The organism is Ruminococcus sp. AF31-8BH (genome assembly GCF_003460605.1).
Classification (GTDB): Bacteria; Bacillota; Clostridia; order Lachnospirales; family Lachnospiraceae; genus Blautia_A; species Blautia_A acetigignens.
This window is the reverse complement of the sequence record NZ_QTVN01000010.1, coordinates 43947-58144: the sequence shown is the minus strand read 5'-3', so window position 1 is coordinate 58144 and position 14198 is coordinate 43947. Positions and strand designations below refer to the sequence as shown.

Genomic DNA, 14198 nt, shown 5'->3' with positions numbered 1-14198 from the left:
CGGAAGAATGGGTGGAATAACAATTGAAGAGCTGGGAATGAAATTTGTGGATGCCTGTATGAAATTGTACTGGGGTCCCTGCTGGTATCCGGTCCTTTTTGCCATTGGACTGATTGCCACGCTGATCTGGGGACGGAAAAAAAGCTCCATGATTTTTATTGGCTGCTCGGCTGTTCTGTTCCTGACGGTGTATAACCCGGTTGTTGTGAAATATATCATAGCAAAGCTGGGCTTTGACAAGGAATATTACCGCTTTATCTGGCTGCTTCCGGTAATACCGGGGGTGGCGTATTACGGAGTTAAGGCGGTGTGTCTTTTCCCAAAAAGGTGGATGAAAGCTGCAGCTGCGGCTGTGCTTCTTGGAATTTTTGTGCTCTTTGGCAATCCGCTGGACAGGGTGGTGAACAACTTCGCGTTTGCAGAAAATATCTATAAAGTCCCGGATGAACTGATACAGGTCTGCGGGATCATCCATGAAAACCAGAACAATCCGGAGCAGATGGCAAGGGTAGTATTTGACGGCACCCTGAACAATAAAGTGCGGCAGTATGATGCCAGCATGCGTCTGATCATCAGCAGAAATTCCAGTATTTACCGTGCAGGAAGCACTGTGACAGGCGTATATGATGAAAACAGCGATGGATACAAACGGCAGAAGGCGCTTCTGGATGTGGTGGATTATCAGCTGTATGACGATATGGAAGCATTTAAGAAAGCATTGCAGGAGACAAGAACAGAATTTGTGGTAGTCTCAAAGAACGAGGAACTCCAGAAGGTTCTGGAAGAAAATGACTGTGAACGGATTGGAGAAACAGCCTCTTATAATATTTTTCGATTTGTGGGATAGATAGAAAATAAGACTTGCAATTATCCGGGAAAGCTGTTACAGTAGTTACAAGATGCCAGGTCAGGTACTTTTCCCCTGGCATGATGAAGGAAACTGAATACGGGAAGTTATGATAGAGGCGCGGGCTTCATCAGTAATTCCGGCTGTGAGATTCTGTAGATTTGTGAAGCATCAGAATCCAGGCTGTCTGGCAGGCTGGCCGGGAAGAAAGGGAATACCGCCGAAGGGTTTGTTTTCGCCATGAGAAGAGAGCTCTGGGCTGACGCAGAATATGCGGCAGACTGTCACTGTTGTGGAGCGCTATCGAAGGTATGGATCCTGTGAAGAATAAATGCCATGAATGTGTCCCATAGCGGGGCGGCGTTCATGGCTTTTTTGTCGTATTCGCAAAAAGGATATGTCGCCTATGGCGACATCACCATGTATGAAAGCCAGCTGTTCCGCGCCTATGGACGCTCCCACAGCTGCCGACCGCATTCGTAATCCGGGCTATCGCCCTACTTACTCATACGGTCTAGCCCATCCGATATCCAAGAATTCGCTCATGCGGGGCATGGTTCATTCTTGGTTGCCGTCTGGGACTTTCATAGTAAAAGAGGGAGGAAATCGATAATGAAGTACAAACGCAGCAAAATTTATGCTCTGTTTGCAGCCGTTTTAGTATTCGTTCTGGCATGTCCGGCGACCGTACTTGCAGCTGCAGAGGAGGAAGTAAGCAGTCCGGCTGTTTACGCCACATTCTGGTCTTTGGTACCGCCTGTTGTGGCAATCGTTCTGGCACTGATCACAAAGGAGGTTTACAGTTCCCTGTTTGTGGGAATCCTGGTAGGAGCAATCTTGTATTCCGGCGGCAATTTCGAAGTTACCGTAAACCAGATTTTTTCCGGCGGAATGATCAGCGTGCTGTCCTCATCCAGCAACGTAGGTATCCTGGTGTTCCTGGTAATTCTTGGAACCATGGTGTGCCTGATGAACCGTGCTGGCGGATCTGCCGCATTCGGACGCTGGGCAAGCAAGCACATCAAAACAAGAGTGGGCGCCGAGCTTGCTACGATTTTACTTGGCGTTCTGATTTTTATTGACGACTATTTCAACTGTCTGACTGTGGGAAGCGTTATGCGTCCCATCACAGACCAGCACAATGTTTCCCGTGCCAAGCTGGCATATCTGATCGATGCCACAGCAGCGCCTATCTGCATTATTGCGCCGATCTCATCCTGGGCGGCAGCAGTCAGCGGATTTGTACCGGGAGAAGACGGAATGTCCGTTTTTGTGAGAGCTATTCCTTACAACTATTATGCAATCCTTACCATTGTGATGATGGTGTCCATGGTTCTGATGAAAGAAGAGTTTGGCTCTATGGGCGTTCATGAGTCCAACGCGTTAAAAGGAGACCTGTTTACAACTGCAGCCCGCCCCTATGCTTCCGGTGAGGGAGAAGACCCTGTGAATCCACGGGGAAAAGTAATGGATCTTCTGATTCCCATTATTTCCCTGGTAATCTGCTGTGTCATTGGAATGATCTACACAGGCGGATTTTTCAGTGGTACTGATTTTGTAACTGCTTTTTCCCAGAGTGATGCGTCTGTAGGCCTTGTGCTGGGAAGTTTTTTCGGACTGGTGATCACCATTCTTCTTTATATGGTACGCAAGGTGCTGCCGTTCCGCGACTGCATGGCATGTATCCCGGAGGGCTTCAAATCCATGGTTCCAGCAATACTGATCCTGACCTTTGCATGGACCTTAAAGAGTATGACAGACAGTCTTGGGGCAGCAGAGTTTGTAGCAGAGCTGGTAAAATCTTCTGCAGACGGACTGGTAAATATGCTTCCGGCAATTATTTTCATTGTGGCATGCTTCCTGGCTTTTGCAACCGGTACTTCCTGGGGAACCTTTGGTATTCTGATCCCCATTGTAGTACATGTATTTGAAAACACACCTGGAAATCTGATGATTATTTCCATCTCTGCCTGCATGGCAGGTGCTGTATGCGGTGACCACTGCTCTCCGATTTCCGATACTACCATCATGGCGTCCGCAGGCGCCCAGTGCGATCATGTAAACCATGTATCCACCCAGCTGCCTTATGCCATTGTGGCAGCAGTGGTATCTTTTATCACCTACATTTTCGCCGGCTTCATCCAGAGTCCGCTGTGCCTGATCATTGGCGTGGCGCTGATGATGGGTGCAATGTTTGTGATCAAGTTTAAATTCAGCGATCTGAAAAACGCCTGACGGGGCGGCCGCAGAGATTACGAAGGTATCTGATAACAGAGGATTGCCATAAGTTTCGTAGAAAATAAAATACAGGCCAGTTCTTTGCGTGAGTGCAAAAATACTCAAAATATATGTCTGGTATTTTTGACTGCAAAGAGCGGGTCTGTTTTTTGGCTTTCCGATTTCCAGATGATGTTTGCCTTGCATATGTCCGGGAAAAAATATATAATGGAGCAATGGACGAAAAAATCAGAATCAACAAATATTTAAGTGAAGCCGGCTTTTGTTCCAGGCGGGAAGCGGACAGCCTGATCCAGGAGGGACGGGTTACCGTGGACGGCCGCAGGGCAGAGCCAGGAGAGAAAATTACATCAGACACAGTGGTTTACGTAGACGGGAAGGCTGTGAAAAAAGTAGAAGAGAAGGTTCTTCTTCTATTTTACAAGCCCCGCGGCGTTGTGTGCAGCACCAAGAAGCAGCGCCAGGAGACCACCGTGACGGAATATCTGAACTATCCCCTGCGGGTTTACCCCATTGGACGTCTTGACAAGGACTCCGAGGGGCTTCTGCTTCTGACCAACCAGGGGGATCTGGTAAATAAGATCATGCGCGCGGGCAACTATCACGAGAAGGAATACCTGGTGACCGTAGATAAGCCCATAGACAGCGCTTTTGTGAAAAAAATGGCGTCTGGAATTCCTATTCTGGACACCATAACCCGCCGCTGCTTTGTAGAAAAAACAGGGAAGACTTCTTTTCGCATTATTCTCACCCAGGGCCTGAACCGCCAGATCCGCCGAATGTGCGAGTACCTTGGCTATCAGGTGCAGACCCTGAAGCGTGTGCGGATCATGGAACTGACCCTGGACGGGCTGAAGGAAGGCGAGTACCGGCAGGCTTCCCGGGAAGAGTGGGCGAAGCTGGAGAAAGGAATTGCAAATTCTTCACAGCTTCCCAGCAGCAATCATCAAAAAACAGGAGGACATCATGGAAAATTCTCTACAGCGAATGAAAGAACTGGTAGAAACCCTGAATGGCGCCGCGAAGGCGTACTACCAGGAAGACAGGGAAATCATGAGCAATCAGGAGTACGACAGCCTGTACGACCAGCTGGAGCAGCTGGAAAAAGAAACAGGCACCGTTCTCACAAATAGCCCCACTGTCCGCGTAGGATATGAGGCAGTAAACGAGCTTCCCAAGGAAGAGCATCCAAGCCCCATGCTGTCCCTTGACAAAACAAAGGACCGTGAGGTATTAAGAAGCTTTATCGGAGAGCACAGATGCCTTCTGTCCTGGAAGCTGGACGGCCTGACCATTGTTCTTACCTATGAAAACGGAGAGCTTGTGAAAGCCGTCACAAGAGGCAATGGAATCGTAGGCGAGGTCATCACCAACAACGCAAAAGTGTTTAAGAACATTCCTCTTCGCATTCCCTACAAAGGACAGCTTGTGCTCCGGGGAGAGGCCATTATTACTTACTCAGAATTTGAGCGCATCAATGAGACCATCGGAGATGCAGATGCCAAATATAAAAACCCCAGAAATCTGTGCAGCGGTTCCGTGCGCCAGCTGAACAACGAGATCACAGCCAGACGAAATGTGCGGTTCTATGCTTTTGCCCTGGTAAGCGTCCAGGATGTGGATTTCCATAATTCCCGGGAACAGCAGTTTATCTGGCTGAAGGAGCAGGGCTTTGAGGTGGTGGAATACAAGGTGGTAACTTCCACAAGCCTTGATGAGGCAATGAATTATTTTTCCACCGCAATCGTGAACAATGATTTTCCATCAGACGGGCTGGTGGTTACCTATGATGACATTGCCTACGGCGAATCTCTTGGAAGCACTGCCAAATTTCCAAGGAATTCCTTCGCTTTCAAATGGGCGGATGAAATGCGGGAGACCAAGCTGGTGGATATGGAATGGAGCCCGTCCAGAACCGGACTGATCAACCCGGTGGCGATTTTTGAGCCTGTGGAGCTGGAAGGCACCACAGTGAGCCGTGCCAGCGTGCACAACATCAGCATTGTAAAGGAACTGCAGCTTGGAATCGGGGATACCATCAAGGTCTATAAGGCGAATATGATCATTCCCCAGATCGCGGAGAACCTTACCAGAAGCGGCAACCTGGTAATTCCGGACAAATGTCCCGTATGCGGTCACGAGGCCAGAATCCGCAAGGAGAACGATGTGGAGACCCTTTACTGCATGAACCCGGACTGTGTGGCAAAGAAGATCAAGTCCTTCAGCCTATTTACCAGCCGGGATGCCATGAACATTGACGGCCTTTCCGAGGCAACCCTGGAGAAATTTATTGCCATGGGCTTTATCCACAATCTGGGAGATATTTTTGAAATCGGAAAATATAAGGATCAGATCGTAGAGATGGAAGGCTTCGGACAAAAGTCCTTTGACAACCTGATGGCAAGCCTTGAGAAAGCCAAAGAGACCACTCTTGCCAAGGTGATCTACAGCCTTGGAATCGCAGGAATCGGTCTTGCCAATGCCAGAGTGATCTGCAGATATTTTGACGATGACATTGAGAAAATCCGCCATGCGGATGCAGAAGAGATCAACTCCATTGAGGGGATTGGCCCGGTGCTGGCAGGCAGCCTGGCAGATTATTTTTCCAGTGAAGAGAATAATAAGAAGCTTGACCATCTGCTTGGCCATCTTCACCTGATCCGTGAGGAGACCGCTGGGGAGCAGGTATTTGCGGGCAAAACCTTTGTCATCACGGGAAGCGTGGAGCATTTTGCCAACCGCTCTGAGGCGAAAGCCTTTATTGAGGCAAGAGGCGGCAAGGTGACCGGCTCCGTGACCAAGAAAACCGACTATTTAATTAACAACGATAAAACTTCCGGCTCTTCCAAAAATAAGAAAGCACAGGAGCTTGGAATTCCTATTCTGTCAGAAGAGGATTTCCTGGAATTAGCGGGAGAGTAAGAATTCACATAGAGGAGGAAATAAAATGCCAATTAAAATACAAAGTGACCTTCCGGTCAAGGAAATACTGGAAAAAGAAAACTTATTCGTCATGGATGAGAACCGTGCCATGCACCAGGACATCCGTCCGATCTACATCCTGATCCTGAACCTGATGCCTTTGAAGGAAGAGACCGAGCTTCAGCTGCTTCGTTCCCTTTCCAACACCCCTCTGCAGGTAGATGTAAGCTTCATGGCCGTAGAGTCCCATCAGGCAAAGAACACATCCCGAAGCCATCTGAACAAATTCTATCAGACCTTCACAGAGCTGAAGGACAAGAAATTCGACGGAATGATCATCACCGGCGCACCTGTTGAGCAGATGGAATTTGAAGAGGTAGATTACTGGGAAGAGGTGACCAGGATCATGGACTGGTCCGAGACCCATGTGACCTCCACCATTTTCCTGTGTTGGGCAGCCCAGGCAGCGCTCTACCATTTCTATGGCTTGAAAAAGCGTATGCTGGACAAGAAAATGTTCGGCCTTTTCTGGCACAAGGTAATGAACCGCAAGATCCCGCTGGTAAGAGGCTTTGATGATGTGTTCCTGGCACCGCACTCCAGACACACAGAGGTTCCCATTGCGGACGTACACGCCTGCAAGGACCTTACTGTTCTGGCAGAATCCGACGAGGCAGGCCTGTTCCTTGCCATGGCAGAAGATGGCCGCAAGATCTTCGTCATGGGCCATCCGGAATACGACCGGGTCACCCTGGATGGCGAGTACAAGCGCGACCTTTCTAAAGGCCTTCCCATCGAAATGCCAAAGAACTATTACAGGGATAACAATCCGGATAACGGCCCCCAGCTTCTCTGGAGAGCCCACGCTAATAATCTGTACACAAACTGGCTGAATTACTACGTCTACCAGGCAACCCCGTACAACCTGTACGGAACACCGGATTTCAGCGGGAAGTAAAGACAGGAGCAGATGTTTTTTCAGGCTGAGAAAGAAATACAGTGGATTATCGGCGAAGAGAAATCCTCACCCGGATTTCTCTTCCTATTTCACCATTAAACCTAAATATTCAACCAAAAGAAAAAACTTTACATCAGCCCGATATTGTGCTATACTTTTCAAAGTCGAAGTGGTTGTACATTGATAATTCAACAACTCGAGTTTTTTATGCACCTGTAGCTCAGTGGATAGAGCAGTGGTTTCCGGTACCATGTGCGGGGGTTCGATTCCCTTCAGGTGTATTGCCTGGAACGATCGGGCGTTCCGGTGCGTTGTATTAAGGAGGACAAGAACTTGGATAATTTCAGAGAATGGTTATCAGATAACCTTCGCTATTTTATGCTTGGCGGAGCGATTCTGTTAATCGTGGTTGTCCTGTTCTTCGGTGTCCGTGCATTTATGGGAAGCGGGAAGGGCGATTCCAGTAAGGACACAGTGGAGAATCAGACGACAGCAGACAACGACCAGGGAAATGTTCCTTCTTCTCCGGCAAATGATGGGGAGACTGACGGGAAGAAAGACGCCAATCCCATGGAGACGGCTAATGAAGAGATTACTTCATTGATCAAGAGCTATTATAAAGCTCTGGGGGATAAAGATATTGCGACGCTGCGTACTCTTGTGGATAATCTTGCACCATCAGATGAGTCCAAGATTACCAATGCGAAATACATTGAAGGGTATGAGGCTGGAGATATCTACACGAAAAAGGGGCTTGATGACGATTCCTATGTAGTATATTCCTGTTTTTACTACATCTGTCAGGGGATTGATACAAAGGTACCTGCGCTTGCTGAGTTCTACGTAGTGAAGGACACAGACGGGAATTGGAAGATTGATGGCGCTGTTCATGATGACAGCGACGAAATAACGAAATATGAAGTTTCTCTGCGACAGGATGATGATGTCAAGGAATTGAAGGACAAGGTGAAGAAGCTGTATGACGATGCACAGGCTTCCGACCCGGCACTTACCACATTCCTTGAAGGACTTGGTGAAGATGACACCGGATCTGAGGACACAGCAGAGGGAACGATTCTGGTAGTTACAGAGGATTGTAATGTCCGTGCAGCAGCCAGCAGTGATGCGGAGATACTGGGAGGTTTATCCGCCGGTACTGAGGTTGAGAAGAAAGGCGAGGACGGTGAGTGGGTACAGATCGATTACGATGGTACAGAAGCTTACGTTCACAACAGCCTTCTCCAAGAGAAAACTGAATAATGCAAAATAAAAAGAACTGCCGTATATTTGGGGCAGTTCTTTTTTTGCAGAGAAACAGGTTTTTTCCTGAAGTATTTTAAACAGGTTAAAAATCAGAAAGCTCCATAGGAAGTTCCGGCTTCCAGTGTGATACCCTTGGCCGCAGCCAGCTCACTGACTGTAACCAGCTGATATCCCTCCTGGATCAGCTGTGGAATAAAGACCTCCGCAGCATCTACAGATTCCTTAAAAATATCGTGCATCAGGATGATCGCGCCATCCTGGGCATTATCCATCACATTCTGGACAGTAGAATCCGCATTCTGCGTCTCCCAGTCCAGGGTATCCACAGACCACATGATCAGAGGTCTTGCAGCAATCCCTGCTACAGTATCATTAAAAGAACCATAGGGCGGGCGCACCACAGTAGCGCTATGTCCCACCAGATTCTGAATCTCTTCATCTGTGCGGGAAAGCTGGCTGGTCACGTCCTCTGCGGAAAGGGTGGCAAGATCTGCGTGATCAAAGGAATGGTTGCCAATCTCACAGCCAAGTTCCTCCATTCTGGACAGAGGCTCCTGGAAGTATTCGATCTCCTGGCCTACCAGGAAAAAAGTAGCCCTTGCATTATTGGCTTCCAGACAGTCAAGCAGACGGTCGGTGAAATCACTTGGCCCGTCGTCAAAGGTAAGGGCGATCATTCCCTTTGGTTCTGGCGTAGGTGTTGGTTCTGGCGGCTGCTCACCGTCCCCTTCAGATGAAACAGAAGCTTCCGCTGCAGATGAGGAATCACCTGCTGCAGAAGCTATAGGATCTGCGGTGCCTTCTGCGGAAGAAGCCTGTTCCCCGGAAGCTGTGTTCATATAAAATACCAGTCCGGTATCAGAACTGCCGTCTGTAGGATCACCCTGCTGTACCCCGTTGGCATCAAAATGATAAACCTGTCCGTCTATGGTGACATCACCTGTCTGCAGAACTCCGTCGGCGTTCAGATAGTAGCGGCTGTCATCCAGCTCCAGCCATCCGGTCTGCATCACGCCGTTTGCGTCAAAATAATAGCGGCGGCTGTCGGTATCGGTCAGCCATCCGGTGTATCCTGCGCCGTTTACCATGAAGTACCAGCTGCTTCCAACTGGGGTCCAGGTTCCTTCAGAAGCTTCCGGTGAAGCTGTGATCACGGCTTCCGGCTGTTCTGTAGGAGATGGCTCCGGGGTGGGGGTATCGGCAGGTGCCGAAGATGGCTCTTCTGTCTGCTGTTCCCCTTCTGTATGATCGGTATCCAAAGCTGTCCCGCCACCAGACTGGAGTGCGGAATCATCCGCATTCCCTGCTACGAACATATCCGGCGCCTTGGTGTCCTCAATGGGAGAGGGCGCTGCGGAAGACTGTGTAAAGGCAATTCCGCAGCCAAGACACATAAGAACAGCTGCAACTGCCAGCCCCTTGTTCGTATGCGGTTTATGGCCTGACATAAAATTCCTCCTTTATGAAACTCATTATAGTAGGATGCCAGAAGTGTCTGCCGCCTGGCATCATTCTTTCTAATCATACAATATATGACATGAAAAAACAAGAGCAGGTTGCAGCTGCAAAATTCCGGTTATCGTTCAGGTGGTAAGCCAAGACTAATTCTTGTGCAACCTGTTCGTGCAGAAGGAAAAAAATTCACAGAAAATCATGAAAATTTATTTTGAAATTTACATAAGTTTCTGCTATATTAGATATTGATGACGTTAACCGAAAAAGCACATACAAACGCTTTTTACAGTTTGATGATTCTTATCTGGTACAATGGATAAGAACAGGAAAGAAGAGGAAACGATTGCGTAAGAAATCCCATATACTGGTAGCTAGATATCTGGCAGACCAGATGCCTGCTACAAAGAGCCTGCAGTCCCACAGAAAGGCGTTCTGCCTGGGAAGTATCCTTCCAGACATCAAGCCGTCTTTTCTGACGAAGAAGCATGAGTATTTCGGTACCTTTGATGAGGTGCAGAGGAAGATGGAGGCTCTTGTCAACAGTAGTCCCCAGGAGTGCAAGGAACGCGTTTACTGGCGCAGAGCCGGAGAAGTCATGCATTATATGGCGGATTATTTCACTTTTCCCCATAATAAGAACTTCACTGGCAATCTGTATGAACATAATAAATACGAGAAGCACCTTAAGAACTATCTGAAGCGCTACATAAACAGCGGAGCGGCAGCACAGCTGACCATCATTCCGGTTTACTTCGGAAGTTTCCAGGAGCTTGTGGCATACATTAAGAAAGCGCATGAAGGGTATCTTCTCAAGGAAAGAAATATTGTAGAAGATATTCAGTATATTCTCAGAATCTGTTCACAGGTCATTCATGGAATCCTGCAGCTGGCAGCAGTCCGGCTGGGCAGCGAGAATATTCTGTTTCCGGTTGCGTGCTGATCGCATCGAAGTCATTTTGAGCCGTCAGGTACCGGGAATCCACAGAATCTGTTCTGCGGAAGACCGATCCTGACGGCTCTTTTTGCCTGCGTACAGGTCTGTTCTATGGAAAGAAGGGATGGGGGAAATACCTTTTTGCTCTGTCCTTATTCTGTGAACAAAAAATGAAAATTTACGAAAATCCAGCCGGATATTTTGAGGACGGTTGATTTAGAAGGGCTAGTATGCTACAATAATTCGTGTTAATATTTAAGACGAACTGTTTTTGCAGTAAAAATGCATACCTTTATATTAGGGGAGTAAAGGGATGTTCATAGATAGAAGGGAGCATCTTTTAAATATGAAGAATAAATACCTGACAAAATGTTTATGTGTCACCATGGCAGCAGCCCTGTCTCTGGCAGGTCCGGCTGGTGTCCTGGCAGCAGACGGGACATCCTTGTCAGTAACAGAAGCAGCGATACAATCAGATGAGACAGCACAGGAAACAGCTGCAGCTAAGGCTACGGTGCCTACACAGGTGCCGACAGCAGCACCTACCCAGACTCCTACAGCGGCACCTACTCAGATGCCTGCAGCGCAGCCCGCAGAAGCAGCAGAAGCATCTGCCCAGGTACCGGCAGATCCTACTCAGACGCCGCAGCCTTCTGAATCAGCAGAGCCCAGTGAGACCCCGGATGACACACCAACCGTGACACCAGAGCCAGGGGAGACCCCGGATGTGACGCCTACCGTGACACCAGAGCCGGGGGAGGAGCCGGATGTGACGCCTACCGTGACACCAGAGCCCAGCGAGACTCCGGATATAACACCTACCGTGACGCCGGAACCCGGGGAAGACCCGGATGTGACACCTACGGTTACTCCGGAACCTAGCATAACACCAGAACCAAGCGTGACCCCGGAACCCAGTGTAACCCCCACCATTCTCCCGGAATTATCTGAGGAGAGCCAGAAGAAAGTAAAGGCCCTTATCGAATCCATTGATAAGACCTTCCAGGAAGAACTCAGCGAAGGGAAGATCGAAGAGGTAAAGCAGCTTCGGGCGACCTACGACAGCTTTACAGATCAGGAGAAGGCAGCGGTTACCAATTACCAGCTGCTGACCGAGATGGAGGCGACCATCAATCTTACGCCCACACCTACGCCTACCGTGACTCCGGAAGATGTCCAGGCAATCCAGGGAACCCCTGTTTATTATGCCACCAATCTTCATGCCGGCAAGGAGTTTTATCTGAACAGTCTTAAGGATAATTATCAGCTGACCTTTTCCGATGATTTTGCAGATATCATGGATCAGATCGAGTCTGAATACAAGGTGAAGAAACTGCTTACAGATGTATCCGATACCACAGGGGGTGTGACCACCTCCGCAGATTCTCTTCTGGTACGCAACTGGCAGGACATTCTTGCCGTGTATATCTATGAGCAGAGCCTTCAGGGCGTTACCTCCTACACACTGGATGGGTCTTGTAAGGAAGCTCTTGCCCGGATTTTTGAAGAGATGAATCCGGTTGTGCGGGATGAGAATGATTCCCGTAGGGTTACATATGGCTGCTACCATATTAATGATTACATCAAGAAGAACAAGATTCCCAAGGAAGAGCGAGGTGTGCTCAAGAAGTACCTGGAGACAGACTGCAAGCTTCTTTGCGCCACTGTCACAGCTGCCAGGGGGTTTGTAAGACAGAGCGTGGGAGATGACGTTTCAGAGGAGCGTGTGAATGTAATCACAGCTGCCTATTCCCTGGTGGGCAAGGTTGGCTATTTCTGGGGCGGCAAATCCGCCACCATCGGCATGGACCCATACTGGGGAAGTGTGGAGCAGGTGACTGCAGAGGGAAGTCAGAGTACCGGATCTCTTCGTGCCTACGGACTTGACTGCAGCGGCTTTGTTACCTGGTCTGTGATCAACGGTTACAGGGACCAGGCCATGATCGCAGCGGTGGGAAACGGAACCTCAGACCAGTGGGAGAGAGCCAATGTGGTAAGCGAGGCAGACGCCCAGCCTGGAGACCTGGTTTTCCAGAGAGGTCCGGAAGCCGGCAGCTCCAACCACGTGGGTATTATCTGCGGCAAGACAGATGCGGGAGACTGGATCGTAGTCCACTGTTCTTCCGGTAAGAATGGCGTTACTGTAGGAGAGGCATACAGTGCAAGCTTCCGTTATATTCGTCAGCCCTCCTTCTATCCGAATGCACAGCAGGTAGAGGAGATGAGAAAGAGCGGCCAGGCAATCACCAGTGCACAGTATATTACAGGAATTGACGTATCCAATAACCTTCAGAGTCTGATCAACGCAAATCTGTCCAATACAGGAGACCTGGATACCGTTACCATAGATCCTTCCGGAAACGGAACGATTTCACCTAGCAGTCTGTATGTGGCCAACAGCCTTCAGGAGCTGTTTGACGCCGGCAAGCAGGTAAGCGTATTCAATCAGGTGACATATGGAGATGCGGCAGAGATGGAAGTCCAGAGTGTCGGCTCCGATGGCAGCGTATCAGCGGAGATGCTGCAGGAGGGAGACTTTACAGGCATTATGGTTGCCAACCGTCTCCAGGAGATGCTTTTAGCGACAATTGTTCAGTGATGAAAAAAGTGCTTCCATACCCGATGGCGGGCAGGAAGCACTTTTGCTATCGTAGGAATGTGCGTTTGAAAAGTTACTGTGCAGGCAAAGAACAATAGCAATCGGGGAGGTTCCCTTATCGGTTGATACCGGATAATACATCCTCGATCCATTTGTCCGTATTATAATTACCGTCGAAGAACTTTACAATCACGCCGTAAGGCTCCGTCTGGTTGGAGAAAGCATTTGCCTCGTCGGTATCCACATGCATGGCAAGGCGGTAGCTCCAGTCCACACGGACTACCACATCTGCATAGATCAAGGCGCGGCCGTAGCTTTTGGTAAGGACGAAGACCTCGTCATTGTCTTTTACCTTAAGAGTGACGGCATCGGCCGGGGTCATGTGGATGTGCCGCTTGGCAACGATCACGCCGTGGTCGATGGTCAGTTCACCCTTGGGGCCGATCAGAGTGCAGCCTGGGGAGCCAGTAGTGTCGCCGGACTGGCGGATCACGCCGGGAAGCCCGATCTTCCGGGTATCGGTAAGGGAAAGCTCCACCTGGGTCTCTTTACGGAAGGGACCAAGAAGAGCCATATTCTGGTATTCGCCTTTGGGACCTTTTACGGTAAGGCGTTCCTGGCAGAGGTATTGTCCGGGCTGGCTTAGTTCCTTCGTATAATGAAGCTGGGCATCCTCCCCGAAAAGGAAACGGAAATCCTCCTGGGAGACATGGATATGCCTGGCTGAAGTTTCAATAGGGATTTTGGTACTCATGAAAAATTCCTCCGAAGTGACGTTTTTTGATTCACTGAAATCGTTATATGTTATGATGAGAATTGCGGGAGCTGCTTTGCAGCGGAGCAATTCGTGGATATCAAGTTAGGGGCAAAAGACTTTTTGACCCTAACATCATGTTATAGAGTTTAATCTTAATGAGAAAAAATAGCAAGTATTTTTGTAACTATTCAGAAGGTAGCATTCCGCGAGGTGTTTTTTGTGAAC

At 49.0% G+C, this 14198-nt stretch carries 9 protein-coding genes, 1 tRNA gene, 1 pseudogene and 1 riboswitch; of the genes and pseudogenes, 9 read left to right on the top strand and 2 right to left on the bottom strand.

Annotation, left to right across the window (positions count from 1 at the left end; translation table 11 throughout):
* The first annotated feature begins 7 nt into the window (after positions 1-7).
* From DWZ38_RS22275 to DWZ38_RS22815, 7 genes and pseudogenes are all read left to right on the top strand, one after another.
* Positions 8-847, top strand: coding sequence for a hypothetical protein (locus tag DWZ38_RS22275; protein ID WP_021925545.1), 840 nt, complete (start codon positions 8-10; stop codon positions 845-847).
* A gap of 105 nt (positions 848-952) precedes the next feature.
* A riboswitch (Lysine riboswitch) is annotated at positions 953-1158 on the top strand.
* Positions 1159-1459: 301 nt separating this feature from the next.
* A complete protein-coding gene (locus DWZ38_RS13380; RefSeq protein ID WP_021925546.1) occupies positions 1460-3082 on the top strand; it encodes a Na+/H+ antiporter NhaC family protein in 1623 nt (540 codons plus the stop codon).
* Positions 3083-3195: 113 nt separating this feature from the next.
* Positions 3196-3948 (top strand): annotated as a pseudogene (locus tag DWZ38_RS13375) (pseudouridine synthase); the annotation flags it as partial.
* Positions 3949-4051: 103 nt separating this feature from the next.
* The gene (gene ligA, locus DWZ38_RS13370; protein WP_021925547.1) at positions 4052-6007 is read left to right on the top strand and encodes an NAD-dependent DNA ligase LigA; all 1956 of its coding nucleotides are present in this window, start codon (positions 4052-4054) and stop codon (positions 6005-6007) included.
* 25 nt (positions 6008-6032) lie between these two features.
* Positions 6033-6965 carry a homoserine O-succinyltransferase gene (gene metA, locus DWZ38_RS13365; protein ID WP_021925548.1) on the top strand — a complete coding sequence of 311 codons (933 nt, stop codon included), beginning with the start codon at positions 6033-6035 and terminating at the stop codon, positions 6963-6965.
* Positions 6966-7174: 209 nt separating this feature from the next.
* Positions 7175-7246: transfer RNA gene (locus tag DWZ38_RS13360), tRNA-Arg, on the top strand.
* A 52-nt stretch (positions 7247-7298) separates the two neighbouring features.
* Positions 7299-8225 (top strand): SH3 domain-containing protein, encoded by a 927-nt coding sequence (locus DWZ38_RS22815; RefSeq protein ID WP_243000263.1) that lies wholly within the window; start codon positions 7299-7301, stop codon positions 8223-8225.
* Between the two features lie 92 nt (positions 8226-8317).
* Here the strand turns inward: DWZ38_RS22815 and DWZ38_RS13350 are convergent, their stop codons facing one another.
* A complete protein-coding gene (locus DWZ38_RS13350; RefSeq protein ID WP_021926771.1) occupies positions 8318-9676 on the bottom strand; it encodes a polysaccharide deacetylase family protein in 1359 nt (452 codons plus the stop codon).
* A gap of 350 nt (positions 9677-10026) precedes the next feature.
* On the opposite strand from DWZ38_RS13350, the gene DWZ38_RS13345 reads away from it, so the two are divergent.
* Positions 10027-10623: a zinc dependent phospholipase C family protein gene (locus tag DWZ38_RS13345; RefSeq protein ID WP_021926772.1), complete on the top strand. Its 597-nt coding sequence runs from the start codon at positions 10027-10029 to the stop codon at positions 10621-10623.
* Between the two features lie 340 nt (positions 10624-10963).
* Positions 10964-13216: an NlpC/P60 family protein gene (locus DWZ38_RS13340; protein ID WP_243000262.1), complete on the top strand. Its 2253-nt coding sequence runs from the start codon at positions 10964-10966 to the stop codon at positions 13214-13216.
* 115 nt (positions 13217-13331) lie between these two features.
* Here DWZ38_RS13340 and pduL read toward each other — a convergent pair whose 3' ends face one another.
* A complete protein-coding gene (pduL, locus tag DWZ38_RS13335; protein ID WP_021926774.1) occupies positions 13332-13970 on the bottom strand; it encodes a phosphate propanoyltransferase in 639 nt (212 codons plus the stop codon).
* Between the last annotated feature and the right edge of the window lie 228 nt (positions 13971-14198).

Excerpts from the sequence above, each read along its gene's own strand:
- DWZ38_RS13350 (WP_021926771.1), bottom strand. The coding sequence starts at position 9,676 with ATGTCAGGCCATAAACCGCATACGAACAAGGGGCTGGCAGTTGCAGCT.
- metA (WP_021925548.1), top strand. The coding sequence starts at position 6,033 with ATGCCAATTAAAATACAAAGTGACCTTCCGGTCAAGGAAATACTGGAA.
- DWZ38_RS13380 (WP_021925546.1), top strand. The coding sequence starts at position 1,460 with ATGAAGTACAAACGCAGCAAAATTTATGCTCTGTTTGCAGCCGTTTTA.
- pduL (WP_021926774.1), bottom strand. The coding sequence starts at position 13,970 with ATGAGTACCAAAATCCCTATTGAAACTTCAGCCAGGCATATCCATGTC.
- DWZ38_RS13340 (WP_243000262.1), top strand. The coding sequence starts at position 10,964 with ATGAAGAATAAATACCTGACAAAATGTTTATGTGTCACCATGGCAGCA.
- DWZ38_RS22275 (WP_021925545.1), top strand. The coding sequence starts at position 8 with ATGGGTGGAATAACAATTGAAGAGCTGGGAATGAAATTTGTGGATGCC.
- ligA (WP_021925547.1), top strand. The coding sequence starts at position 4,052 with ATGGAAAATTCTCTACAGCGAATGAAAGAACTGGTAGAAACCCTGAAT.